Consider the following 26043-nt stretch of genomic DNA (forward strand, 5'->3'; position numbering starts at 1 on the left):
CCTTTCGGATGTAATAACAGCAGGATTACCGTGCGCCGTTACACCAGATATTATACGCTTTGTCAACAAACTGCTGTTCGGACATCTCGGTAAACGACTCGAGTGTTTGGCCAATGCTCCATGTATACTCAGGGCAGCACCGGTATTCATTGGTGGAAAGCTCCACAAAGCGCTCTACGCACATATAAACACGGTCGCTGCGCCAGAATACAAGGCATTTATAGGTTTTTACAAGATCATCCGTATCCCATGGATATGTTTTTTCCTTTGTGATGCAGGCGATCACATCATCACGGATAACAGGATACCAGTCATCATCATAATCACGCGACGCATTGCGCTTTCGCATCGCAGCAGCTATGGCACGCTGACGTTTGGCATACAGATGACGAATAACGAGCTTTGCGGCGAACAGGACAGCCAGCAGGACCAGCACACAGACGCCGCAGACTAAGAGCTGCGTGTACCACGGCGCGGAATACAGCGCGTACAGACCGGGACGGGTGCGGCAGTCTGCACAGGTGTAAATGCTGTAGCCGAGGAAAACGCCGATGAGCGAGAACATCAGAATGGTCAGCAGGCGGTTGACTTTTTGCAGCATGGAAATCCCTCCGTTTCGTCAGAACAGGTCGAGCGTGTTGTCCAGATAGATCTCCTCGCGGACGTTCAGCTGATATTCGGGCCGGGCCATGTAGTGCAGCAGAAATTCGAGAACGAGCGCGCTGCCGAGGCTGCGGCCCTCGATCTTGAACTGCGAAAAGCCCATCGGGAGATAGATGTCTTCGATGTCGCGCACGCCGATAAACCCCGGATTTTTCATCGCCTTCGAGAAGCGGTAGCCGCCGTCTGCGTCCGGTGCGGCGCAGCGGTGCTCCGGGCAGTCCTCGCCGAGGTTCATGCGGCTGACGGTCTCGTAGCAGCGCTTCCGGTCGGTGCAGCCGAACCAGCAGCACTCGTTGCACAGAAATTCGATCTTGTCCTTCTGCGCCTGCGTGAGGGCAGAAAGTGCGTCAAACTGCCGGTTCAAGCGAAAATCCGGCACGACATAACGGAAATCCGCGCGATCGAGCTCGCTTTTGAGCTCGCGGAAATCGGTGAGCACCTTGGTGGTCGAGGACACGAAGTAAAGACCCGGCCAGCGCTGCGCCAGATACTCGAGCAGCAGGTCGGAGTGGACGATGACGCCGTTCTGCACGCCGCCGCCCTCCGCGAACAGGCGGCACAGTGCATTGCATTTCCGGTCGGACAGGTGCTCCTCGCGGAGCAGGGAATTGCTGAACGTCAGACGCGCGGAGATGCCGTATTCCTGCATGAGCGCGAGCACATCGCGCGGCGAAGCCTCTCCGAACCCGGCGCGGCCGCCGCCCCAGAGACAGTCCGCCGGTGCGCCGTAGATCGAGCCGATTTCGCACCAGTCGTAGAAGTATTCCCGGTGCTCGCGGAAAAGCGGCAGGAATACGCGGTACAGCTCGTAGAACTCGAACAGGCCGGGCAGATGAAAATATGCGGTATTCACAGCGGCCACCTCACTTCAGAAAGTCGCAGCGGTGCTCGGGCTGACGGAAGCGGCAGCCCTGCCGGTTGAGCTCGGCGGTCTTGAGCGCGACAAGGTTGATGTCCGAGTGCATCAGCTGTGCGATTTGCGCGACGTCGCAGCCGCGCATGATATACTCGAGGATTTCCTCGTCGGGCAGCGCGACCTGTGCGGCGAACATGTTGGCCTCGTATTCCATCGCGCGGTCGGCCATGTTGAAAAGGTTGAATTCCTGAAAGCCGCCGGCGGCGATGGCGGCGCTGCGGTGCAGCTGGTCGTGGCCGATCTCGTGCAGAAGGACGATATTGTGCATGACCGGATGCAGGTCCTGCTTGATGAAGATATAGCGGTTGCGTTCGATGACCTTGTATACGCCCTTCTGATGCTTAAAGGCGCGCGGCATGACGATGAGGCCGAGCGCCTCGGCCAGATGGTCGGCGTTCCGCGTGCCGTATTTCCGGACCAGCCGGTCGGCGGTGCGGACGGCCTCGTTATGGTTTTTCAGCAAGTGACTCACCCCGCTTCAAGGCTGCTGCTGATATTTTTTCGGCGTATATTTCTTGTTGCGCCGCTTGGCGTCGACATAGGCCTCCTGAATGGCGAGCATAAGCTCGTCCATGTCCTCCTCGGCCATCTCGCCGCCGGCGAACAGACCGGTCAGCTCGCCGACGAGCTTTTCCGCGCCGACGCGGCCGCGATAGCCGAATTCCTTTCCGGCCATCGAAACGAAATCGTCGTTCTCGTTGTGCAGGTAGTCCGCGCTCGTGCCGAGGATCTCGGCGAGCACGCCGTAGACCCTGCGGTCCTGCGGATAAGTAGTGCCTTTTTCGTAATTTGTAATGGTTTTCAGTCCCAGACCGGCGCGCTTCGCCAGCTCCGCCTGTGTCAGATGGCTGTCCTTGCGCAGCTTTCGGAGCTTTTCGCCAAACCTCATCGTGCTGCCTCCTTATTTTGTAATGCGTAAACGGATTGCATGAATGCTCGAAATTTCCATTGACATGCGTAAAACAAATGCGTATAATAAAAGCGTAAACTGTTTACGCATTTATCATACAATAAATTGCGCATCTCGTCAAGAGAGAGCGCGGCAGCAGCACATCGGAGGTGGCAGTATGGCTGAAAGATACACCAAAACCTATGTTTCCGTCAACGTGGATATTGATGAGGACGGCACGATGCTTCCGCGCCTGATCCGGTGGATGAACGGGCGCGTGTTCGCGATCGAGCAGCTCGGGTATAAATGCCGCGCGTCCTCGGCGAAGGTGGGCGGCGGCGGCATCCGCTATACCGTCCGGATAAACGGCCGGGAGACCTACCTGTTTCAAGAGGGCAGCCGGTGGTTCGTGGAGGCCAGGGCATAAATCGAGGCCCCGCCATACAGGCGGGGCCTCGATTTATGCAGTTTCTCGACAGCCTTTTATCCGCCGAGGCCGATGGGAGAGAATACGGTGTACATCGCGGCGAGCAGGAACGGCGCGATGACGATGGACGCGAGGCAGAGCACGATGCCGCGATTGAAATACTTCGGGATGAAGAACAGCGCCATCAGCGTCAGCCGGCGCAGAAGAATGAGCCTTGCATATGTCCGACGGGTGAGGAAAATCAAATCGGCTGGCCGTTCTTGTATTGCTTGCATTATACCTGATATGCAGAAAATGTCGAGCGTAACGTTATGCCGCCAGCACACAAAAGAGCGGTCGAAATATCTGTCCTTCTTGTAATGCGCTGCCGGTTCCTGTATAATAACGGGTAGAAAAAACGCGGAAGGGGGGCGGCCGGCATGATCTCGGACGAGACCGCATACCGACGGTATCTGAACGGCGAGGAGCAGGCCGCCGATCTGCTCGTGGAACGGTACGGCGACGCGCTGACGCTGTACATCAATGCGCGCATCCGGGATGCGCACGAGGCGGAGGATCTGATGATCGAGGCGTTTTCGCTGATCTTCGCAAAGGAGCGCCCGATCACCGGAACCGGCAGCTTCAAGGCGTATCTGTACAAAACCGCCCGAAATCTTGCCCTGCGGCACAGCCGAAAGCACCGCATCCCCTTTCTGCACATGGACGATCTGGACTTTGAGCCGCAGAGTGAGCTGCTGAGCGATGCCGCGCTCATCCAAAGCGAGCGCAGGAGCCATCTCTACGCCGCGCTCGAACAGCTCAAAGCGGAATACCGCGAAGCGCTCTATCTCGTATATTTCGAGAGCATGTCCTATCGCGAGGCGGCCTCGGTCATGCGAAAGACCGAGCAGCAGATCACCAGTCTGGTCTATCGCGGCAAGCAGAATCTGAAAACCATTCTCGAACGGGAGGGATTTGTATATGCGGACGAATAGGGAACGCGCCCGTCTGGTGCATGAGAGAACCGCGGCGCTCCGGCGCGAAATGCGCGCGAGACGGCGCCGCCGTCTGAACGCAGTCTGCATGGCGGCCTGCCTGCTGCTCGTTACCGGCATCGGCGCGCTCATGCCCATGCTGATGGAAAATGTCTCGAGCGGCGGCGTCAGCCATGCGTCGGGCACGGCCAGTCTGATCGCGGAAAACGGGGCGCTCGGCTGCATTCTGGTGGGGCTGTTCGCCTTTCTGCTCGGCGTCTGCGTGACCGTGCTGCTGTACCGGCTGCGCGGCGCGGACGAACGCCGCCGTCAGGATGAGCCGGATGATGAGGACTGAACCGGACGAAAAATTTTTATCGGCATTGTGCGGCAAGCAAGTTAGCGTAATCTAACTTGCTTGCCGCAAATTTTGTACTTTGTGTGTCGTTTGCGTGACAGGTCTGTTGACTGCTGTAAGATACAGGAGTTGACAACGCAAAGGACATATGGTATTTTATTAGCGCTTTGAGTTAGCGCGCGTTAACTTTAACCGCATAATCTGCCCGCAGAGCGCTTCTGCGCAGGCATGCGGTACTGCCTTCCATCCTTTCCGACGGGAAAGGACATTTTTTGCTGAAACGGTTAGCCTTAGGTAACTGTAACTGATAAGGAGGATATGACCCTTGAAGAAGAAACAAACCCTCGCTCTGCTGCTGGCCGGCGCGATGCTCGTACCGAACGCATTCGCCGCGTCCCCCGAGGATTTTCACGATTTTCCGACCGACTGGTCCGCCGCCGGTCTGCGCAGCGCTGTCCAGAACGGTCTGCTGAACGGCTCAAACGGCGAGATCAATGGAAACGGTCTGCTGACGCGCGCCCAGCTCGCGGCAATCGTAAACCGCGCCTTCGGCGCGGACAAAGCCGCCGACCTCTCCGGATTTACCGATGTCCGGCCGGACGCATGGTACCACAATGATATGGCGGTCTCTGTCGCGATGGGCGCGTTCCAGGGCGCGAACGGAAAGCTGAACCCGGAGTCTCCCATCACCCGTGAGGAAGCCTTTGCCGTACTGGCGCGCGCCTTCGGTCTGGACGGCGACGCTTCCGCTCTGTCGGACTACACCGACGGCGGCAGCGTTTCCCCGTGGGCAAAGAGCGCGGTCTCCGCGCTGATCGACAGCGGCTTCGTCAACGGCGCGAACGGCAGACTCAATCCCCGGAGCAGCATCACCCGTGCGGAATTCGCCAAGGTCATCAGCGGCATGGCGAGCACGTTCGCGGATAACGGCCTGTCCGATACCGTAGACGGCAATGTCATCGTGCGCAGCAGCGGCGCGTCTCTCGCCGGCAAGACCATCAACGGCGACCTCATCCTCGCCGACGGCGCAGCACAGGCTGACCTGACGAACGTCACCGTCACCGGACGCATCCTGATCCGCGGCGGCGCGGACGGCGTGACCTTCGGGAACACGAGCGCAGGCAGGGGCATCATTGTGCACAGCGATGTTTCGATCGCAGGCACGGCGGACAGCATCACGGTCGCCGGCGCGGCTGCCGTTACCGTGCAGAGCGGCGCGTCTGTCGGCTCCATCACGGTAAACGCAGAGAACGCGAAGATCACCGGCGCCGGCAAGGTCGGTGAGGTCAGGGCGAACGCCGATAACGTGAGCGTTTCCACCTCCGGCACCCGCGTTTCGGCGTCCGAGGACGTTTCCGGCGTGCAGGCAGGCAGCAAGACCGTTGCGGCAGGCAAGACCGAGACGGTTTCCCAGACTTCGGGCGGCTCGTCCTCCGGCGGCGGCGCATCCTCGGGCGGCGGCGCATCTTCAGGCGGCGGCTCGTCCTCGGGCGGTTCCTCGAATGGCGGCTCGTCCAATGGCGGCGGCAGTTCTTCGAATAACGATCAGAACGTAAACGCCGAGATCGCGGACGCCAAGGTCGTCACCACCGATGCCGGCGCTTACCTTGCGCTTTCGTTCAAGGACGGCTTCAAGGCGGACGCCACCACTGTAACGGTCGACGGCGCGGATGTGACGGCGGCGGTCTCCAAAGTAACGGACGACGGCGCGGTCTCCAAGCTGCCGCTGACGGCGAAGCCGGGCTCGGTCACGCTGACCTCCGGCGGCAGGACCCAGACGATCTCTCTCGGCACGGCGCAGGCGAACGCCGTCTACACCGGCGAGGACTACCTGCCGGACTACTTCATCAAGCACGGCCCGCTCGCCATGTGGGATTATTACCTGACCAACTACGACGACGCAGGCAGCGTCCGCGTCCTGCCCGCCAAGACGACCTTCGGCACCTCTGCTGTCCGAAGCGAGCACCCGAGCTATTCCGAGCCGCTCGTTCTGGACGAGGACGGCAAGGGCAATGTAGTTGTCATGTTCAACTATAATACCGCGGAAGAAAAGGCGTGGTTCGACAGCATTGCGGCCTTCAACGAGGATAACACGGAAGGCGCGGTGCAGCTGGTCGCATACGATCAGGAAAAGAACACATGGAACCGCAACCTTCAGTTCACCAAGGGCTTTGACGATCACCATGGCAATAAGGTCGCGACGCTGACCATTCCGTTCGGTCAGAGCAATTTCCGCTCGAACGGCCGCTATTTCGTCCGTGTGACCTCCGCGAACGCACAGGGCGTCAAGTCCTCCGCACTCGCGTCCATCCACGTGCAGAACCATGACACGCCGACCCTCAAGATCAAGGAAAATCCAGAATCGGGCAAGAACCTGCATTTTGCTGTCAGCAATCTGGTCTACGGCATCACCGACCCGATCGAAAAGGTCACGCTGACCGACCCGACCGGAAAAACCACCGCGCTTGAGAAGATCACCGACTACTACCTGTTCAGTCAGGATCTGTTCGTGCTGTACAACGACACCAATGCTGAAAGCGGCGCGAGCGACCATCTGAAGTATCAGGGCGAGTACACGCTGACCATTCAGGCGAACGGCTTTAAGACCTTCTCCTGCACCTTCAACGTCAAGGAGGGCGCGCAGCCCGCTCAGCTCAAGGCAGTCACCTATGACGCCGTCAGCCGTGCAACCGGCAGCACTTCCTCGGGCAGCGGCAGCAGCGACAGCTCGGGCGGCTACGCCGTCTCGACCGATTTCCTGTTCGACAGCGACCTTGTCGCGAATGCCTGCGTGCTGAACAAGCTCGGCCGCGATACCGCGGACTCCGCCGCCGTCCTCGAATACTGGAATTACAGCGCATCCACGCTCGACTCGGTATTCAACAAGGGCGATACCATGTATTATGACGGCACGGACTACATCGACGCGACGAACAAGGCGCTCTGGGTTCCGTTCTCCGAGTTCGTCAAGACCGCTAAGGCAGGCGTTTACCCGCCGCACGCCACAAAGGCAGTCCTTGAGGACGGTCTGCTCGGCGACATTCAGGACAGCACCGTGTCCGGCAGACTGGATTATGTCGTGCCGACCGTTTCCGGCAATCAGCAGGGCAGTGATGCTGTGCTGACCTTCGAAAACGGCACGGACTACCTCGGCAAAATCTCCGCGCTTTATCTTAACGGCGACTGGCGCGAGCTGGACGAGAAGTATTATTCCATCGAGGGCAACGTCATCACCCTCAGCAAGGACCTGTTGCATGTCGGCGAGAACGCACTCAAGATCGTATCGAACGGCTATAAGACGCAGACAGTCGAGTTTACTTACGGCAAGGTGAACGAGGAAAATCTCTCGCTCTCGGCAGAGGTCAATAAGGACGCGCAGACCGTTACCCTGACCGTCAACGGCTCGAATGGCGATTTTCTGAAAAATCTGACATCCGTAAAGCTCGGCGAAGATACGGTTTACGGCAAGGGCGTTGAGGGCAGCGACGCGGTTTACTATGTTCTGGGCGCGGACAACAAGACCATTTCGCTCTATAACGTCAAGCCGGGCAGCTATCAGCTCACCCTGTCAGCAAAGTATTACGAGGATTTGACGGCGGAGTTTACGATGAAAAAAGTAGATACGCCTGATACCAAGACTGCACCGGAAATTTCCTCGTATGAGCAGAAAAGCATTTCTGATTTCGTCGGAACGCAGTATCCGGTTTATCGCTTCAGCTTCAACGGACTGAACGCCACCGACCTGAAAGGGTATCTGAATGCAGTAACCTCGGTTAAGGTAAACAAAACCACGCTGACCAAGAACACCAGCAGTTTCAGCTTCGACGAGAAGGAATTCCGTCTGTATTCCACCGGCAGCGAGAACGGCGGCGCTATGTACGATTATGACAGGCTCGACCTCTTTGCCTCTCTGTTCAAGCAGCCCGGTACCTACACCATCACGCTTACCGCACCGGACTATGCTGATGTTTCCTATGAACTGACAGTCAGCGGTTCGACTGAACCCACCGAGCCGACTGACCCGACTGAGCCGGGCGAGAGCGAAGTAAAGGTTCCGACCGAACTGCCGGCGATTACCAAAGGCAGCAACGCATATTGTACGCTCACATTTTCCAATGCAGAAAAGTGGCTGGCGCAGAGTTTAACTGTTACTGTAAATGATGTGGCATATGACAAAACCGGCTCTATCTATAACCTTGATAACGGCGGAGCGTATTATATCGAAAAGAACAACATTTCTCTGAAGATTCCGTACGAATCGTTTGATTCCAAGACGAGTATGCTTGTAATCTCCGATGGTACTTCGACTATTAACTTTACCGTTACAGTGCCGGGGTCTTTCAGCTTTGGTGCTGAACCGACCATCGCATTTACCAAGTAAACACCGCTCCAAAGGAAGCCCCTCGCGGGCTTCTTTTCTTTACGATAGGGAAATACTGCCGCAGTTTTCATTGTGCGGTGCTGCCATAGATATAATACACTCCCCCTTATTGACAACCGCACGCTCTGTCCCGTATAATAAAGTAGTCGAAAAAAGGGAGGCGCACGGATATGCGGCACGAATACACATCATGCGGACACCCGCCCGTTTCCCCGAACAGACCTGTATGACCAAGGACCCCCTGCCCCCCAAACGGCAGCCGGTCCTTTTTTGTGGGAGGAAAATGAAATGATCGAAAACTGGAACGACGTCCACATTGTCCCGGAATTCTGCGACCAGGGCGTGGACTGCTACCGCCTCGAGGGCGGCAGCTTTCTCAACGAGTACTACATCGTTTCCGAGGCGGAGACGCGCAAGCTGATGAACCATCCCGAGGTCGTCGGCTACGAGGTCTATGCCTCGCTCGTCACCGCGACCTCGCAGATGATGTACTACCTCAAGGAGCAGAAGAAAATCACGTCCGCCAACATTCTCTCCATCCTGCGCGGCGCGCTCAACTATCCGCTCGAGGAGAGCTGCTACAAGGAGCACATCCGCGTGCACGACATCAGCTTCATGTCCAGCGAGCGCGTGTTCGGCGAGAACGACGAGATGTCGCTCGACATCAAATACTGCAAGCTGACCATGGTGCCCAACAGCACGCTCATGATCGGCGACATCATCGCCTCGGGCGAAACGCTCGTGCAGTGCCTGCGCTACGTCACCGACTACTACCGCAGACAGGGCGCGCAGCTGCGCAACATCGTGCTGTTCACCATCGGCGGCACGCAGGGCATCGAGATCCTCGAAAAACTGACCCGCGAGATCCGCACCTACTGGCCGGACTTCGAGGGCTTCATCACCGTGTACTACGAGGGCGTGTTCAGCTGCTACGAGGAGGGCGACAAGGGCGTTTCCGGCATCAACCGCGCGCTCATCGACTTCTACTGGAAGGGCGGCATCATCGCCCCGGCGTTCCGCCGCGAGACGCTTTCCATGCAGAACCCGCTGTTCGAAAAGTGCACGATCTATGACGGCGGCGCGCGCCGCTACGAGATCCATGAGCACATCGACGAGGTGCTCGAATTCTGGAACGGCATTCTCGAGCGTGCGGATAAGATCGACAAGCAGGCGCTGCTCGAGGAAAAGCTCGGCCACGCTCTGCCGATCTCCTACGAGGACTGGGTCAGGGACTGCCACTACGGAAAGCTCGATGAAAAGCTGACGCGCTGGCTGTATCAGCAGGAGCGCGGCTTCGTCGAGAGCCTGCGCGGCATCTCGCTCGAGCAGATCGCCCTTCAGCGCATCGAGGAGTTCACCTCGACGCTCAAAAAGTACATCCTGTAACAGATTCACAGCAAAAGATTGGACGGTAATCAATGAAAAAAGAACAAACGACGGTAGATATCGATTTTGCGGAGGCGGCGGTGCCGCAGTACGCGCGCCGCGGTATCGTGACCATGTTCATGATCATGCTCGGCTTCACCTTTTTCTCGGCGAGCATGTGGGTCGGTCAGGAGCTGGCCGACGGTCTGGATTTCGGCGGCTTTCTCGTCTCGCTCATCATCGGCGGCCTCATCCTCAGCCTGTACACCGGCCTGCTCGGCTACGTCGGCGCGGAGACCGGCATGAGTCTTGATCTGCTCGCGCGCAAGGCCTTCGGCAGCAAGGGCTCGTATCTGCCCTCGGCGATGATCTCCTTCACACAGATCGGCTGGTTCGGCGTCGGCATCGCCATGTTCGCCATTCCGGTCGCAAACGAGCTGCTCGGCGGCAGCACCGCGGCGGAATGGGCGCTCGTCATCATCGCCGGCGCGTGCATGACCGCTTCGGCGTACTTCGGCATCAAGTCGCTGACGCTCATCAGCTACATCGCGGTTCCGCTCGTCGCCATTCTCGGCACGATCGCCATGGTCATGGCGGTCTCGCGCGGCGACGGCACGATCATCGACCAGTTCGCGAAATCCAGCGGCACGCTGACCGTCATCGGCGGCGCGGGTCTGGTCATCGGCTCGTTTGTCTCCGGCGGCACGGCGACCCCGAATTTCTCCCGTTTTGCGCGAAACGGCAGAATCGGCGCCATCACGACCGTCATCGCCTTCTTCATCGGCAACTCGCTGATGTTCTTCTTCGGCGCGATCTCCTCGGTCTACGTCGGCGGCAACGACATTTTTGAGGTCATGATCAACCTCGGTCTGTTCTATCTGGCTATTCTGGTGCTCGGCCTCAATATCTGGACGACCAACGACAATGCGCTCTACTCGGCCGGTCTGGGTCTCGCGAACATCTTCGGTCAGAAGAAAAAGCCGATGGTCCTCATCTCCGGCATCGTCGGCACGGCGCTCGCCGTCTGGCTGTACTGGAATTTCTGCGGCTGGCTGAATATTCTGAACTGCACGCTGCCCCCGGTCGGCATCATCCTCGTCATGAGCTTCTTCATGGACCGCGAGAAGTACCGGGACGTCGAAGTCACCGAGACGGTCAACTGGTATGCGGTCGCAGGCGTCATCCTGGGCGCCGTGGTTGCAAATGTTGTGTCCTGGGGCATCGCCTCCATCAACGGCATGATCGTAGCCGCTGTCTGCTACCTGATCGGTCACGCCCGGAAAAACAGATAATCTCGTATTCGGGATGATCTGCATCCTGTCTGCGCGGATCGATAAGGAAAACAGAAACCGGAGCATAGTTCACTTTTCTGTTTGATACAGCAAAGCCCCCGTTCACAAGAACGGGGGCTTTGAGATTGCCGACAAACTTCGTTCTTCCGACAATCCGTGTTTTGCCTTCGCAGAACACGGATCGTCCGCAAACCGAGGTACACGCCGCGCGGTTTGTGCTTTATTCCTCGGCAAGCTCCCGGACGGCGGAAACGGCGGCGTCCGCTTCCTCCTCCGTATTAAAAAAGGAAAAGCTGAACCGCACCGCACCCTGCTGTACCGTGCCGAGCGCCTCGTGTATACGCGGCGCACAGTGCGCTCCGGCCCGTGTCGCGATGCCGTAGTCCTCGGCCAGAATATCCGCGATCTCGGCCGAGTCGTAATCCCGGATGTTGAGCGTCACGATCGCAGCGCGCTCCGGCGCGGTAAAATCGCCGTAGACCGTCACACCGGGAATGCTGCGAACGCCCTCGTAAAACCGGCGCATCAGCTGCCGCTCCCGTGCGCCGATGGACTCCGCGCCCTGCCGCAGGATAAAATCGAGCGCCGCGTGCAGCCCGGCAAGGCCGTGACCGTTGAGCGTTCCGGCCTCGAGCCGCGCCGGATATTCCTTCGGCTGTTCCCGGTCGTAGGAGTGCACGCCCGTGCCGCCGCGCAGCAGCGGCCGCAGCTCCACGCCCGGCCGGATGCACAGGCCGCCGGTGCCCTGCGGCCCCATCAGACCCTTGTGGCCGGTAAAGCAGAGCACATCAATGCCCATTTTCTGCATATCGATCAGCGCCGCCCCGGCGGTCTGCGAGGCGTCGATCACCAGAAGCGCGCCGTGCGCGTGCGCCATCGCGCCGATCCGGGCAATATCGAGCATATTTCCGGTCAGATTGGAGGCGTGAGTGCAGACGACCGCCCTTGTGTTCGGGCGGAACAGCGCCTCCATGTCCTCGTATCGGATGTTTCCGCGGCGGTCTGCGCGGACAAAATCGACCGCCGCACCGCGCGTCTGCATATCGTACAGCGGGCGCAGCACGGAATTATGCTCGAGATCGGTCGAAATGACGTGATCGCCCGCCGAAATCAGTCCGTAGACCGCGATATTCAGCGCCTCAGTCGAGTTTGCCGTGAAAACGACATGGTCGGCGCGCGGACAGCCGAACAGCTCCGCCAGTCTGCTCCGCGTCTCGAATACCATGCGCGACGCAGACAGCGACGCGCCGTGCGCGCCCCGCGCGGCATTCCCGGTGGTCAGTATCGCGTTTTTCACCGCCTCGGCAACCTCCGGCGGCTTGTGCAGCGTTGTCGCCGCATTATCCAGATAGATCATGTCTGTCTCCATTTGTCAGCCGTACATTTGGACGACCGCGTCCGTTTCGTAGCCGCAGCCTGCCTGCGCCAGAGCCGCAAGGAGCTGCGGCCTTTCGTCGACCTCCGCCTTCCATGCGAGACCGCAGCCGGCGCTGACCTGCGACGGGATGGGGATCATGCGCCCGGGCAGGCCGCTGTTCGTAAACAGCGCCTCTGCGGCAAGCGCCTGCTCGGTCGAGGAAAACGCGATCACGAGCACCGGCCTTCTGCGCCGCATCACGGACGAAGGACCAGATCGGCCTGCATCTGCTTTTCGGTGATAACGTACATGTTGGTAACGCCGCCGACCTGAAGCCGGTCGGTCAGGCCGTAGTGGCTCAGGCAGGTGCCGCAGGTCAGGATCTCGACGCCGAGCGCGGCGAGATTTTTCAGATCCTCGAGCGACGGCGAGCCCTCGCAGGTAACGCGCGCGCCGCCGTTGTAGAACAGGAGGGTCGACGGCAGCTTTTCCTGCTGGGTGAGCGCGAACAGGAAGCCCTTGAGCAGGATGCGGCCCAGCTCGTCGTCGCCCTCGCCCATGTGGTCGGCGGAAATGACAACGACGGTCTTTTTCTGCGCGGCCGGTACGGTGCAGGAAATTTCCTCGTCTCCGCTCTCTGCGACCGCGCCCTCGGTCGTGATGGTCACGCAGAACTCCTTTTCGCCGCGCTTTTCGGTCCGGATGGCGCAGCCCTTGCTCTCCGCAAGGCGCGTCAGATTCTGCACCGCGATCTCGTTGTCCACGAGCGTCTGCACCGTGCCGGCGCCGTTCAGCTCCTGCAGTGCGTGCAGTGTTTTTACGACCGGGATCGGGCATGCCTCGCCCATCGCATTTACCTCAATCATCAAACTTCCTCCTTCGGGATATTCTGCTGTTATTATAGCACGACAGTGCGCCCTTTTTCAATCGTTCTCCACATTGCGCAGGAGACAGCCGGGAAACGGCGTTTTTCTGTCCTTCGGGAGATCCGCCGCAAAAAACGCTTGCGTTTCCGCGTGTTTGCGGTATGATGAGAGTATAATATCCATCCGATCTGCCGCAGTACAAAAGGAGATACAGCCGAAAATGGAGCACTACACAAAAATCGACATGGCAACCTGGCCGCGCCGTGAGCACTACCGCTATTACAGTCAGACGCTCAAGGTCGAATTCAATATGACCGCACCCGTAAACGTGAAAAATCTGCTCGGTTTCTGCCGCGCGAACGGATACCGCTTTTACCCTGCGGCGATCTACTGCGTCACCCGGACGCTCGGCCGCATCGAGAATTTCCGCATGTTCCGGAATGCGGACGGCGAGCTGTGCGTCTGGGACCGGGTCGTTCCCAACTACACGATCTTTCACGCGGATGACTGCACGTTTTCCGACTGCTGGACGGATTTCTCCGACGATTTCGGCACGTTCTACCGCGCGGTCACGGCGGATATGCAGACCTTCGGCGGCAATCACGGCATCAAGGCGAAGCCGGGTCAGCCGGCGAACTTCTACTGCGTGTCCTGCACGCCATGGGTCTCGTTCACCGGCTGCGGCAGCCGCGTGACGGGCAGCAGCGAACCGGCCTTCTTTCCCATTATCGTGATGGGAAGATATGAGGAGAGCGGCGGCGCGGTCAGAATGCCGGTCGCGCTGTCGATCGCGCACGCCGTTGCGGACGGCTATCACGCTGCGCTGTTCTTCCGTTATCTTCAGGAGGAGATGGACGCGCTCGCGGCCTCCGAGGCCGGACTTTGACGCGGATGCTCCTCCGGAAACGGCCTGCTGTCTGCAAAACGCGGACGGCGGGCCGCTTTCGTTTTTCTGATGCGCCCGCCGAGGGCGCTCTGCGGCAGCTCAGCAGGATATCGTACAGCGCGACCTCGTCCCTGTGCGCCCTGGCGGTGGAGACCGGACTGCCTTTGCGTGGAAAGGGACTTTTCCGACAAGCTGCACATTGTAAAATCTGCGCGGAAACCGTATAATTGTATCAGACGAAAAACGAGCGGAAGGGCTCCTTCCGCAGGAGGATACCGTTTATGAAATTTTTTGAAGCCGTGCCGGACGAGCTGTTCTCGCCGCTCGCGTCCCCGAACCGGGCGCTGTACGCGGACGCGCTCGATGTGCTCTGCATGGCATACCGGCAAAAGCTCAGGCTGCCCGAGGACGAGCTGTACTCCATGCTGCGCAGCCGCCTGGAGCAGCAGCTCGCGGACGCGACCTTCGAGGGCGAGGACATCGACGAAAACGAGCTGCGCGATATTTCCGGACGCGCGCGCTTTCTCATCCGCAAGCTGTGTGCGAAGGGCTGGTTCGAGAAGGAGCGCGGCCCGGATTTCCGGGAGTACATCACCGTGCCGGGCTACGCGAGCCGTCTGCTCGAGCTGTTCCATGAGCTGCGCGATGACAGGCCGGCGCGCGGCTTTTCCTATGTGTTCGGCACCTATTCCGCGCTCCGGGTCGCGGACGAGACCGGCTCTGCCTATGAGAAGATGGCGGCGGTCTATACGGCCTTCGACAATACGCAGGCGCTCATCCGCCTGCTCCGGCTGGTCTATCACAACGTAAAGCACTATTTTCAGATGCAGCTCGAGCTGCACGACGTCGGCGAGGTGCTTTCGTCCTATTTCGATGATTTCGGTCAGAAGGTCATCGAGGCGTACATCCGTCCGCTCAAGATCAAGGACTCCGTGCCGAAATACCGCGTGCCCATCCGCACGGTGCTCATGCGCTGGGCGGAGGACGACGAGCAGCTCGCCGCCATGGCGAGGGCGGCGCAGCAGGAGCGGCGCGGCGGCACGATGGAGGACTGCCGCGCGGACATCCTGCGCCGGATATTCTGGGTGCAGGAGTGCTATGACGATCTGGAGCACGACTATCTCGATGAGATCGACGCACAGGTGCGCCGCTATACCCGCGCCGCGACGCAGAAGATCGAAAACCTCACGAGCCGGGAGCAGAACGTTCGCGGCGACCTCGACGCCGTGCTGACCGCGCTCTCGCACAGCCGCAGGGCGGACGGCCTGACCGACAGGCTGCGGCCGGTGTTTCAGCTGTATGAGCAGTCGTATCTGTCGGAAAAGAGCCTGTGGTACCGGAAACGCCCGGGAAAGCGGTCGAGAGCCGCTGCGGTGCTGATCGAGGAGAACGAAACCGACGCCGCCTCCGCCGCGCAGGCGGCCGCGCTGCTGCACTCGGAATACGGCCGCGCCGCCGTCGCCGCCTGCGTGCAGGGCTGGCTGGGAGACCGGGATACCTGCCTGTCGACGGACATTCCGCTCGAGAATGACAGGGACTATGTGATGAGCCTGCTCGCCGTGCTGTCCGGCGGCTCGAGGCGGGCGGCGTATCAGGTCGAGGAGCTCGGCGGCTCGGTCTGTGAAAACGGATATTCCATTCCAAAGGTGCAGTTCAGCCGGAAGGAGAACGAGAAATGAATCTGGATTTTATAAGCAGCGCGACCGCGAAGGAGCTTCAGCAGTTCAAGTCGGTCTGCAATCAGCTGCTCAGCCGCACCTTTGTCGTGCGCACGCTGTACCGCCCGGGCAGGGAACGCCTGAACAACCCGGACTATACCTTTCTGTCCATCCATTTTGAGGCCGTGCGCGATTATCTCAGTCTGCTCGACTGGGATCTGCGGCACGACGAGGCGAACGGCTGCTTTTACGTCATCAATACGGACGAGGCAAACCGCCTCATCCTCTCCAAGAGAGAGACCGCCATCCTGCTCGCGCTGCGCATGCTGTACGACGAAAGTCAGGAACGTCTGGGGCTGGAGCAGGACGCGCTGTGCACCGTGCGCGAGGTGCTCGAAAAGGTCGTGACCGACTACGCCATCCTCCCGGCAAAGCCGAACATGGATGAATTCAGGCGCGCGATGCTCGTGTTCGAGAACCACTCCGTCATTCAGCGCATCGAAGGCAGATACAATCAGGCGGACTGCCGCTTTGCCATTCTGCCGACCATTCTGACCGCCGTTTCCGCGGAGAGACTGCACGAGGCGGCGGCTGTGCTGAGAAAGGAGGAGAATGCCGATGAAGAAGCTGAAGAAAATACTGCTGATTAACTGGCTGTATTTCGACAGGGAGCTGATCGAGGTAGGGGACGTGAACTTTCTGACCGGCAGGAACGGCGCCGGCAAGTCCACCGTCATCGACGCGCTCCAGATCGTGCTCCTCGGCGAGACCAACGCGCGGAACTTCAATCTCGCCGCGAACGAGCGCTCGCAGCGCACGCTGGACGGCTATCTGCGCGCCGACATGGACGAGAACAATCCGCGCTCGCGCCGCGGAAAGGATTTTTCGAGTTATATCGCCTGCGAGTTTTATGATGATGCGGAGCGCAGCAGCTTTGTGTGCGGCGTCATGTTCGACTGCCGCCGCGACGGCAGCCGCCGCGACCATTTCTTCATCTACACCGGCACGCTGCCGGAAAACTGCTTCATCGAGAACGGGGAGGCCATCGACCTGCCGAGCCTGCGCCGCTTTCTCAAGGAGAACTGCCGCCGGGCGGAGGTCTGCGAGACCCAGTGGGAATACCGCCGCAATCTGCTCTCGCGCTGGAATGTACATACCGAGCAGGTGTTCCGCATGCTGAAAAAGGCGGTCTCCTTCCGCCCAATCGTCGATATCCAGCAGTTTATCACCGAGAATATCTGCGATGTTCCGGACAAGCCGGACATCGAGGCGATGCAGCAGAATATCCGCGACTACAAGCGTCATGAGCAGATGGCGCAGCGGCAGGAGGAAAAGCTCGCCGCGCTGAACGAGATCGCGAAGCTGTACGGGGAGATGCGGGACACGGCCGGGCGCTGGAAGCTCGAGTCGTTTCTTGTGCACTGGTCGCGCAGCGAGACGCTTCAGGCGCAGATCGACGGCCGCGAGCAGGAAAAGCGCACGTGCAGCGAGGAACGCGCGGCGGCGCAGCAGAAGATCGACTGTCTGGCGGCCGAGGTACAGCAGAAGGAGGCGCAGCGGCAGGAATACATCCGCAAAAAGGACAGCAGCAATGCCTGCCGGGAGCTTGAGGAGCTGGACAGGGCAGGCCGCCGTCTGCTCGACGAGCAGGAAAAGCTGACGCGCAGGCTGGAGAACGAGGCGCTCGAGATCAAGCGCGAGGCGCTGCGTCTGGAGCATCTCGGAGAAACGGTCCTGAGCTGGGACGAGGAAGGCTCCCTCGACGCCGTCTGCGCGGCGGCGCAGCAGGTGCGCGGCGCATATGAGCCGCTGAAGAGCGGCGAAATGAGCATTTTCGCGCAGCCGCAGAGCGTGTTCGAGGCGGCGCAGGAGGCGACGGACGCGCTGATGAACGCCATGCAGGAGGCTTCTCACCGGCTCGGAGACCGTCTCACGGAGGCGCGGGAGCAGCTCGGAAAGAGGAAAAAGGTGCTCGCCGGTCTGCGCGATAACGTCAAGGACTATCCGCGCGGCCTGCTGGCGTGCCGGTCGCGGCTCGAGAGCGAGCTTGCGCAGCAGGTCGGCTCGCCGGTCGCCGTCAACATCCTCGCGGATGTTCTCGAGATCGCGGACGAGGCATGGCGCGGCGCGGTCGAGGGCTATCTCGGCAGTCAGAAGCTGTATTTCCTTGTCGAACCGGCGTATTATCCGCAGGCGCTGCGCCTTTACGACAGTATCAGGCGCGACCCGAAATTCCGCGCCTTCGGCCTTGTCGACATCGGCAGCCTGCGCGAAAAGGAGCAGCTCCGTCCGATGGACGGCAGTCTTGCCGGAAAGGTCGAGACCGAAAACCCGCTCGCGCGCACCTATGTGGACTATCTGCTCGGGCGCGTGAAGTGCTGCGCGTCGGTCGACGAGCTGCGGCAGTACAGGACCGCGATCACGGCGGAGGGCATGCTGTATCAGGGTTATGTCGCCCGTGCGCTCAGCCGCGAGAGGATGGATGACGCCTTTATCGGCCGCTACGCGGTCACGCTGCGCATCCGCCGTCTCGAGGAGGAAACGGCGCAGCTCGAGGACGAGCTTGCACGCAGGGAGCCGGTCTTTTCCGTACTGTCCCGGCAGAAGCAGCCGCTCCTGCTGCCGTATTTCGTGCAGAAGGTCGTGCCCGAACGGCAGGGCGATTACCTGCGCGTCGAGGAGATACGCGAGGAAAATGCGGCGCTCGAGGAGCAGCGCGGGCATATCAATCTGATGTGGATCGAGGAGCAGGAAGCGCTGATCGAGCGCCTGAGCGGGGAGATCCATGCGCTGAGCCGGCAGAAGGAGGAGCAGATCTCGCTCCGCGGTCAGCTCGACGAGCGCATCCGTCAGCTGACAGATGAGATCCTGCCCGGACAGTACCGCGAGCAAAGCGAGATGCAGACCTTGCTCGAGAGGGAGTACACCGAGGCGTACCGTGATGAAACCGGCGTGCCGCGTTACCGCATGGAGCTTGCGCGGCTGAAAAAGCCGGAAAATGTGCTCCATGCGTTTTCCGAGAGCCGTGAGCAGGCCGAGAAGGACACGGAGACCGCGCGCAGCCGTCTGTTCGCGGCGCGCCGCGCGTATGCCGAGCGCTTTGCGCCGTGCCCGTTCCGCGCGGAGGCGCTCGACAACGACGAATTCGACGCGGAGCGCCGTGCGCTCGAGGAGAGCGAGCTGCCGCGTTACCGCCGCAAGATCAGGGCGGCGCGCGAGAGCGCGATGGAGCAGTTCCAGAACGACTTCCTCTCCCGGCTCAAGAGCAGCATCGAGCAGGTGCAGGCACAGGTGAGAAATCTGAACCGGGCGCTGCGGCAGGCGCAGTTTGGCACGGACAGCTATCAGTTCCGCGTCGACCGCAGTCCGGATTACGCGGATTACTACGACATGATCATGGCGCCCGAGCTGATGGAGGGCGATATTACGCTGTTCTCCGCGCAGTTTCAGGAGAAATACGGTCCGCTGATCGACAGGCTGTTCAGCCAGATCACGATGGCGGACGATACGCAGCCGAGTGCCCGCAGGCAGAGCGAACTGCAGGAAAACATCGAGCGCTTCACGGATTTCCGCACCTATCTGAAATTTGACCTCGAGACCACAGACCAGAACGGCTCGAAGCAGCTGCTTTCGCAGACCATGGGCACGAAATCGGGCGGCGAGACGCAGACGCCGTTTTATATTTCGGTCCTCGCCTCCTTCGCGCAGCTCTACCGCGTCAGCGATACCTCGAGTCTGGGCAACACCGTGCGGCTCGTGGTGTTCGACGAGGCGTTCAACAAGATGGACAGCGAGCGCATCGTGGAAAGCGTGCGCCTGCTGCGGGGGATGGGGCTTCAGGCGGTCATCTGCACGCCGCCGGACAAGGTCGCAGACCTCATGCCGATCGCGGACCGCACGCTGCTGGTCGACAAGCAGAAATACCGTATGCACATCCTGCCGTTCGGCAGGGAGCTCGCGCAGGAGTAAGAACCGCGCAGGCGCATCCAAACCGAGGGCGTGTACCTCGGTTTTGTTGCGTCCGGAGGGAGAAGGTTTCCGCATGGGAACGTTCGGACGACTCGTGTTCTGCGCAGTCAGAATACAGATTGTCGGAAAAACGATAGTTTTTTCGACAGGTTCAAACCGGGGACAGGCTCCCCGGTTTTTTTGTAGAGGAAAAGCTCCGGAAACGGACAGGAAAACACGCCTGCGGGACACATCGCAGAACGGACTGCACGGGGAGAAAAAACTGCATCCTTCCTTGCGATACGGACAAATGTCTTTATGCAGAAAACACAAAAATGAACGAATTGATTTTTTAATAATCGGTAGATTATCTGAAATTGTTGAAAACTCAAAAAAAAACGTGCCGATGAGCCGAGAGAGTAGTATAATAAACACAATAATCAGACGGGATGGATAGGAAAACCTCCATTCCAGAGATGAAAAGGAGAAATCACCATGAAAAAGACACTCAGTATGCTTCTGGCCGGCGCAATGCTGGCTGCGGCGCTGACCGGCTGCGGTTCTTCCGCTTCCACCGGCTCCGACAGTGCAGACAGCTCGACCGACAGCTCCGCTTCCGGCGCAGCCTTCAAGCTCGGCGGCACCGGCCCGCTGACCGGCGCAGCCGCAATTTACGGCAACGCCTGCAAGAACGGCGCACAGATCGCGGTTGACGAGATCAACGCCGAAGGCGGCGATATTCAGTTCGAGCTGAACTATCAGGACGACGAGGGCGACGCCGAGAAGGCCGTTAACGCCTACAACACCCTGAAGGACTGGGGCATGCAGCTGTCCCTCGGCTCCGTAACCTCCAAGCCGTGCGAGGCTACCGCAGCAGAGACTTACAGCGACCGCATTTTCGCTCTGACCCCGTCCGCTTCCTCCACCGGTACCACCGAGGGCAAGGACAATATGTTCCAGATGTGCTTCATCGACCCGGCGCAGGGTACTCTGGCTGCTGACAAGATCGCAGAGAAGAAGCTCGGCACCAAGATCGCTATCATCTGGAAGAACGATGACGTTTACTCCACCGGTATCCACGACAAGTTCGTAGAAGAGGCAAAGACCAAGGGTCTCGAGGTCGTTTCCGACATGACCTTTACCGATTCCTCTGCGAACGATTTCTCCGTACAGCTGAACGACGCCAAGAGCAAGGGCGCGGAGCTCGTGTTCCTGCCGATCTACTACCAGCCGGCTTCCCTCATCCTGACGCAGGCGCATGACATGGGCTTCCAGACCACCTTCTTCGGCGTAGACGGCATGGACGGCATCCTGACCCTTGAAGGCTTTGATACCTCTCTGGCTGAGGGCCTGATGCTGATGACCCCGTTCAACGCAAACTCCACCGATGAAAAGACCGCTTCCTTCGTTAAGAAGTATCAGGAGCAGTTCGGCGAAACCCCGAACCAGTTCGCAGCTGACGCTTACGACTGCGTATACGCTTACAAGCAGGCTCTCGAGAACGCGGGCGCTACCCCGGATATGTCCGCTGAGGACCTGTGCGACAAGATGATCGAGCAGTTTACCTCCATGACCTTCGACGGCCTGACCGGTACCAGCGCAACCTGGAGCACCGAGGGCGCTGTCACCAAGGACCCGACCGTTGCTGTAATCAAGGACGGCAAGTACGTAAACGTATAATCCACTGAAATATATTTCATAGCGGATTGCTCAAAGGCGAGTGAAGGAGGGCTGTTTTGCAAGCCCTCCTTTCCGCCTATTCTTCTGCATTCCATCTGTTTTTTATGGGGTGGGGCGACGGCTTGACGCGGCTCGCCGAGCCACCGCCCCATTTCATAAGCAATTTTTGAGAGAAATATGATTTGAGGTGTTCCAAACATGAGCTTTTTGAACCATTTGATCAGCGGCATCAGTCTGGGCAGCATCTACGCGATCATCGCACTGGGCTATACGATGGTTTACGGCATTGCGAAAATGCTGAACTTTGCCCACGGCGATGTCATCATGGTAGGCGGCTATATGTGCTTCTGCGCGACGACCTATCTCGGCTGGCCGGCATGGATGGGTGTCGTGCTCGCGATCATCGTCTGCACGGTGCTCGGCATGGCGATCGAAAGACTGGCCTACAAGCCGCTGCGCGCGGCTCCGTCGCTCGCCGTTCTGATCACCGCCATCGGCGTTTCCTACTTCCTCCAGAATGCGGCGCTGCTGATCTGGACCTCCAACCCCAAGAGCTTCAGCTCGGTCGTCACCGGCGACGCGATCAGCCTGTTCGGCGGTCAGCTCCAGATTTCCCGCGTGACACTCGTCACCGTGTTCGCCTGCGTCGTCATCATGGTCGCGCTCATGCTGTTCACCGGCAAGAGCAAGGTCGGCACCGCGATGCGCGCGGTATCCGAGGACAAGGGCGCGGCGCAGCTGATGGGCATTAACGTCAACACGACCATTTCCATCACCTTCGCCATCGGCTCGGGCCTCGCGGCGATCGCAGGCGTGCTGCTCTGCTCCGCCTATCCGACCCTGATGCCGACGACCGGCTCCCTGCCCGGCATCAAGGCCTTCACCGCAGCCGTATTCGGCGGCATCGGCTCGATCCCGGGCGCGTTCGTCGGCGGCGTGCTGCTCGGCATCATCGAGATCTTCGCCAAGGCGTACATTTCCACCCAGCTGTCCGACGCGATCGTGTTCGGCGTGCTGATCGTGGTGCTGCTCGTCAAGCCGGACGGCCTGCTCGGCAAGCACGTGAGCGAAAAGGTTTAAGGGGGAGGCATCGGATATGAACAAGTTAAAATCCTATGCGGCGTCCAGACGCGGACGCGATACCCTGCTTTCGTTCGGTATCGTCATCGCTGCATTCATCATCGTACAGGCGCTCATCGCGGGCGGCATGATCTCGAGTCAGATCAAGGGCCTGCTCGTGCCGATCTGCGCGTATGTCGTCATGGCGATCTCGCTCAACATGACCGTCGGTATCCTCGGCGAGCTGTCGCTCGGCCACGCCGGCTTCATGTCGGTCGGCGCGTTCGCCGGCATCGTCACCACGACCTGCCTTGCGGACGCCATCCCGCTCGCGCCGCTGCGTCTGGCTGTCGCCATGATCGTCGGCGCGGCCTTCGCGGCGCTCGCCGGCGTCATCGTCGGCGTGCCGGTGCTCCGCCTCAAGGGCGACTACCTCGCCATCGTTACTCTCGCCTTTGGCGAGATCATCAAGAACATCGTCAACGTCATGTACCTCGGCAGGGATGCGGACGGCCTGCATTTCAGCCTGGTCGAGCAGAATTTTCAGCTCGGCGACGGCGGCAAGATGATCATCAACGGACCGATCGGCGTATCGGGCGTTGCCAAGATCTCGACGTTCACCTCGGGCGTCGTTCTCATCCTCGTGACCCTGTTCTTCGTGCTGAACTTTATCAACAGCCGCACCGGCCGCGCAGTCATGGCGGTCCGCGACAACAAGATCGCGGCCGACTCCATCGGCATTTCGGTCACGCACTACAAGCTGCTCGCCTTCGTCGTTTCCGCGGCCTTCGCCGGCATGGCAGGCACGCTGTACGCGATGAACTTCTCGACCGTTACTGCGGCGAAGTTCGACTTCAACACCTCTATCCTCGTGCTCGTATTCGTCGTTCTGGGCGGCCTCGGCAACATCTGGGGCTCGATCATCGCGGCGGCGCTGCTCACGCTGCTGCCTGAGCTGCTGCGCGGCCTGAGCAACTACCGTATGCTCATCTACGCGATCCTGCTGATCGTGATGATGCTGTTCAACAACTCCTCGCTCAAAAAGCGCATGCTCGAAAAGCGCGGCATGAAGCAGATGGAAAAGCTCGAGAGAGCGGAGAAGTCCGGAAAGGAGGGCGCGTAACTCATGGCTATGCTCGAAGTAACCTCGCTCGGCATTTCGTTCGGCGGCCTTCGCGCCGTTGACGAGCTGAGCATGAAGATCGAAAAGGGCGGTCTGGTCGGTCTCATCGGCCCGAACGGCGCCGGCAAGACCACCGTCTTCAATATGCTGACCGGCGTATACCGCCCGACTGACGGCGGCATCCGTCTGGACGGACAGAACCTCATCGGCAAGAAGCCGCACGAGATCTGCAAAATGGGCGTTGCCCGCACCTTCCAGAACATCCGCCTGTTCTCCGAACTGAGCGTTCTGGACAACGTAAAGACCGGTCTGCACAACCAGATCACCTACTCGTTCGCGGAAAGCATGTTCCACCTCGGCTCCTACCGTAAAAAGGAGAAACAGATGGACGAGAAGGCGATGGAGCTGCTGAGCGTGTTCGGTCTGGAGAGCGTCGCGGACTACCGCGCGGCCAACCTGCCATACGGCAAGCAGCGCAAGCTCGAGATCGCGCGCGCGCTCGCGACCGAGCCCAAGCTGCTGCTGCTCGACGAGCCGGCAGCCGGCATGAACCCGAACGAGACCGAGGAGCTGATGGAGACCATCGAAGTCGTCCGCAAGCGCTTCGGCGTCACCGTCCTGCTCATCGAGCACGACATGAAGCTGGTCTCGGGTATCTGCGAATATCTGTATGTACTCAACTTCGGCCGTCTGCTCGCGGAGGGCACGCCGAAGGAAGTTCTGAGCAATCCGGAAGTCGTCAAGGCTTATCTGGGCGAATAAGAGAGGAGGAAACAAGCTTATGGCAATGCTCGAAGTCAAGGACATCAACGTTTACTACGGCCTGATTCATGCGCTGCGTGACGTTTCCTTCGAGGTAAACGAGGGCGAGGTCGTCGCGCTCATCGGCGCGAACGGCGCCGGCAAGACCACCACGCTGCACACCATCACCGGTCTGCTGCCGTCGAAGGGCGGCACGGTCACCTTCGAGGGAAGGGACATCACCCGCAAGCCGGGCCACGCCATCGTGCGCCTCGGCATGAGCCACGTTCCCGAGGGTCGCCGCGTGTTCGCCGGTCTGACGGTTGCGGAAAACCTGCGCATGGGCGCATATACCCGCCCGGCAGGCGAGATTCCCGAGTCGCTGAAAATGGTCTACGAGCGCTTCCCGCGCCTGGAGGAGCGCAAAAATCAGGCGGCCGGCACGCTGTCCGGCGGCGAGCAGCAGATGCTCGCGATGGGCCGCGCGCTGATGAGCAAGCCGCGCATCCTGCTGCTCGACGAGCCGTCGATGGGTCTGTCCCCGCTGTTCGTCGGCGAGATCTTCAAGATCATCGAGGACGTTTCCAAGGCGGGCACGACCGTGCTTCTGGTCGAGCAGAACGCGAAGAAGGCGCTGTCCATCGCGGACCGTGGCTACGTTCTCGAGACCGGCAGGGTAGTCAAGACCGGCAGAGCCTCCGATCTGCTGAACGACGACTCGATCAAGAAGGCTTATCTCGGCGAGTAATTTGGAAAAGAGGGTTGGTTTTATGAAGCCTTATATCATTACGATCGCCCGGCAGTACGGCTCGGGCGGCAAGACGGTAGGCAAGATGCTGGCGGAGCGGCTCGGCATCCCGTTTTACAACCGTGAGATCATCACCATGGCCTCCGAGGACAGCGGCGTAAACGCGATGCTGTTCTCCGACGAGCGCCTCAAGAGTGATTTCATCGCGCGTCTGCACGCCCGTTACCGCGGCGATATACCGGTGCCGAACGACTCCTCGAAATCCTACCTCAGGGACGAGGCGCTGTTCTCCTATCAGGTCAAGATCATCGAGCGGCTCGCCGATCAGGGCCCGTGCGTGCTCATCGGCCGCTGCGCGGACTACATTCTCAGGAACCGACCGGATGTCGTGCGCGTGTTCGTCCATGCAGACCCGGAGTTCTGCGTCGAGCAGGCGATGAAGGTCGATTCTCTCCCCGAAAACGAGGTCAGAAAGAAGATCAGCGAGATCGACGACTACCGTGCGCGCTACTACAAGCACCACACGGGCCACGACTGGTACGATGCGAGAAACTATGACCTCTCGATCAACAGCGGCGTGCTCGGCTTTGAGGGCGTGGTCGAGGAGATCGTCAGATATATGGAAGTCCGCAGCGAGTTCTGCAAGTAAATAAGCGAAAGGGCGCTCCCGAACAGGGAGCGCCCTTTAGACTGTCGCGAAAACGTACATAATCGCAAAAGGCCGTTCCCGAGG

24 protein-coding genes are annotated in these 26043 nt (G+C 59.8%); 16 read left to right on the forward strand and 8 right to left on the reverse strand.

The annotated features are described in order from the left end of the window. Window positions 1-25 precede the first annotated feature (25 nt). From H8S02_RS03915 to H8S02_RS03930, 4 genes are read right to left on the reverse strand one after another with little or no spacing between them, the layout of a single operon-like run. A complete protein-coding gene (locus H8S02_RS03915; RefSeq protein ID WP_186969391.1) occupies window positions 26-601 on the reverse strand; it encodes a hypothetical protein in 576 nt (191 codons plus the stop codon). Between the two features lie 18 nt (window positions 602-619). Next, window positions 620-1516 carry a hypothetical protein gene (locus H8S02_RS03920; RefSeq protein ID WP_407926392.1) on the reverse strand — a complete coding sequence of 299 codons (897 nt, stop codon included), beginning with the start codon at window positions 1514-1516 and terminating at the stop codon, window positions 620-622. 10 nt (window positions 1517-1526) lie between these two features. After that, the gene (locus tag H8S02_RS03925; RefSeq protein ID WP_330601924.1) at window positions 1527-2051 is read right to left on the reverse strand and encodes an ImmA/IrrE family metallo-endopeptidase; all 525 of its coding nucleotides are present in this window, start codon (window positions 2049-2051) and stop codon (window positions 1527-1529) included. Between the two features lie 6 nt (window positions 2052-2057). Next, window positions 2058-2468 carry a helix-turn-helix domain-containing protein gene (locus H8S02_RS03930; RefSeq protein ID WP_186969393.1) on the reverse strand — a complete coding sequence of 137 codons (411 nt, stop codon included), beginning with the start codon at window positions 2466-2468 and terminating at the stop codon, window positions 2058-2060. 178 nt (window positions 2469-2646) lie between these two features. Between H8S02_RS03930 and H8S02_RS03935 the strand changes: the two genes are divergently transcribed. After that, on the forward strand, window positions 2647-2895 hold the full coding sequence (locus H8S02_RS03935) for a hypothetical protein (protein WP_186969394.1): 249 nt from the start codon (window positions 2647-2649) through the stop codon (window positions 2893-2895). A gap of 56 nt (window positions 2896-2951) precedes the next feature. Here the strand turns inward: H8S02_RS03935 and H8S02_RS03940 are convergent, their stop codons facing one another. Beyond that, window positions 2952-3140, reverse strand: coding sequence for a hypothetical protein (locus tag H8S02_RS03940; RefSeq protein WP_186969395.1), 189 nt, complete (start codon window positions 3138-3140; stop codon window positions 2952-2954). A gap of 174 nt (window positions 3141-3314) precedes the next feature. Here H8S02_RS03940 and H8S02_RS03945 point away from each other — a divergent pair, with 174 nt between their 5' ends. The 5 genes from H8S02_RS03945 to codB all read left to right on the forward strand — a co-directional run bounded on the left by H8S02_RS03945 (window position 3315) and on the right by codB (window position 11244). Then, window positions 3315-3869 (forward strand): RNA polymerase sigma factor, encoded by a 555-nt coding sequence (locus H8S02_RS03945; RefSeq protein WP_186969396.1) that lies wholly within the window; start codon window positions 3315-3317, stop codon window positions 3867-3869. Beyond that, window positions 3856-4206 (forward strand): DUF4179 domain-containing protein, encoded by a 351-nt coding sequence (locus H8S02_RS03950; protein WP_186969397.1) that lies wholly within the window; start codon window positions 3856-3858, stop codon window positions 4204-4206. Before H8S02_RS03945 ends, H8S02_RS03950 begins: the two co-directional genes overlap by 14 nt. A gap of 325 nt (window positions 4207-4531) precedes the next feature. Further along, window positions 4532-8587: a hemoblobin-interacting domain-containing protein gene (locus H8S02_RS03955; RefSeq protein ID WP_186969398.1), complete on the forward strand. Its 4056-nt coding sequence runs from the start codon at window positions 4532-4534 to the stop codon at window positions 8585-8587. A 288-nt stretch (window positions 8588-8875) separates the two neighbouring features. Next, a complete protein-coding gene (locus H8S02_RS03960; protein ID WP_207722057.1) occupies window positions 8876-9973 on the forward strand; it encodes a hypothetical protein in 1098 nt (365 codons plus the stop codon). Between the two features lie 32 nt (window positions 9974-10005). Beyond that, complete coding sequence (gene codB / locus H8S02_RS03965; RefSeq protein WP_186969399.1) at window positions 10006-11244, forward strand: cytosine permease; 1239 nt, start codon at window positions 10006-10008, stop codon at window positions 11242-11244. Window positions 11245-11464: 220 nt separating this feature from the next. Here the strand turns inward: codB and H8S02_RS03970 are convergent, their stop codons facing one another. From H8S02_RS03970 to yedF, 3 genes are read right to left on the reverse strand one after another with little or no spacing between them, the layout of a single operon-like run. Continuing rightward, a complete protein-coding gene (locus H8S02_RS03970; RefSeq protein ID WP_186969400.1) occupies window positions 11465-12601 on the reverse strand; it encodes an aminotransferase class V-fold PLP-dependent enzyme in 1137 nt (378 codons plus the stop codon). 15 nt (window positions 12602-12616) lie between these two features. Beyond that, window positions 12617-12859: a DUF3343 domain-containing protein gene (locus H8S02_RS03975; protein ID WP_186969571.1), complete on the reverse strand. Its 243-nt coding sequence runs from the start codon at window positions 12857-12859 to the stop codon at window positions 12617-12619. Then, window positions 12859-13467 (reverse strand): sulfurtransferase-like selenium metabolism protein YedF, encoded by a 609-nt coding sequence (yedF, locus tag H8S02_RS03980; protein ID WP_186969401.1) that lies wholly within the window; start codon window positions 13465-13467, stop codon window positions 12859-12861. The genes H8S02_RS03975 and yedF overlap by 1 nt, the downstream gene beginning before the upstream one ends. 220 nt (window positions 13468-13687) lie before the next feature. On the opposite strand from yedF, the gene H8S02_RS03985 reads away from it, so the two are divergent. From H8S02_RS03985 to H8S02_RS04030, 10 genes are all read left to right on the forward strand, one after another. After that, window positions 13688-14353: a chloramphenicol acetyltransferase gene (locus H8S02_RS03985; RefSeq protein ID WP_186969402.1), complete on the forward strand. Its 666-nt coding sequence runs from the start codon at window positions 13688-13690 to the stop codon at window positions 14351-14353. 281 nt (window positions 14354-14634) lie between these two features. Further along, on the forward strand, window positions 14635-16032 hold the full coding sequence (locus H8S02_RS03990; RefSeq protein ID WP_186969403.1) for a Wadjet anti-phage system protein JetA family protein: 1398 nt from the start codon (window positions 14635-14637) through the stop codon (window positions 16030-16032). Then, window positions 16029-16661, forward strand: coding sequence for a DUF4194 domain-containing protein (locus H8S02_RS03995; RefSeq protein ID WP_186969404.1), 633 nt, complete (start codon window positions 16029-16031; stop codon window positions 16659-16661). The genes H8S02_RS03990 and H8S02_RS03995 overlap by 4 nt, the downstream gene beginning before the upstream one ends. Beyond that, window positions 16630-19980 (forward strand): ATP-binding protein, encoded by a 3351-nt coding sequence (locus H8S02_RS04000; RefSeq protein WP_186969405.1) that lies wholly within the window; start codon window positions 16630-16632, stop codon window positions 19978-19980. Before H8S02_RS03995 ends, H8S02_RS04000 begins: the two co-directional genes overlap by 32 nt. A 474-nt stretch (window positions 19981-20454) precedes the next feature. Continuing rightward, window positions 20455-21639 carry an ABC transporter substrate-binding protein gene (locus tag H8S02_RS04005; RefSeq protein ID WP_186969406.1) on the forward strand — a complete coding sequence of 395 codons (1185 nt, stop codon included), beginning with the start codon at window positions 20455-20457 and terminating at the stop codon, window positions 21637-21639. 198 nt (window positions 21640-21837) lie between these two features. Next, window positions 21838-22719: a branched-chain amino acid ABC transporter permease gene (locus tag H8S02_RS04010; protein WP_186969407.1), complete on the forward strand. Its 882-nt coding sequence runs from the start codon at window positions 21838-21840 to the stop codon at window positions 22717-22719. A 16-nt stretch (window positions 22720-22735) separates the two neighbouring features. Beyond that, a complete protein-coding gene (locus H8S02_RS04015; RefSeq protein ID WP_186969408.1) occupies window positions 22736-23821 on the forward strand; it encodes a branched-chain amino acid ABC transporter permease in 1086 nt (361 codons plus the stop codon). A gap of 3 nt (window positions 23822-23824) precedes the next feature. After that, window positions 23825-24583, forward strand: a complete 759-nt coding sequence (locus tag H8S02_RS04020; protein WP_186969409.1) for an ABC transporter ATP-binding protein — start codon at window positions 23825-23827, stop codon at window positions 24581-24583. 19 nt (window positions 24584-24602) lie between these two features. Next, window positions 24603-25310: an ABC transporter ATP-binding protein gene (locus H8S02_RS04025; RefSeq protein ID WP_118685968.1), complete on the forward strand. Its 708-nt coding sequence runs from the start codon at window positions 24603-24605 to the stop codon at window positions 25308-25310. Between the two features lie 22 nt (window positions 25311-25332). Beyond that, window positions 25333-25959, forward strand: coding sequence for a cytidylate kinase-like family protein (locus H8S02_RS04030; protein WP_186969410.1), 627 nt, complete (start codon window positions 25333-25335; stop codon window positions 25957-25959). Window positions 25960-26043: the final 84 nt, after the last annotated feature.

Origin of the sequence: Agathobaculum hominis (assembly GCF_014288055.1) — a bacterium.
In the GTDB taxonomy this organism is placed as follows: Bacteria; Bacillota; Clostridia; order Oscillospirales; family Butyricicoccaceae; genus Agathobaculum; species Agathobaculum hominis.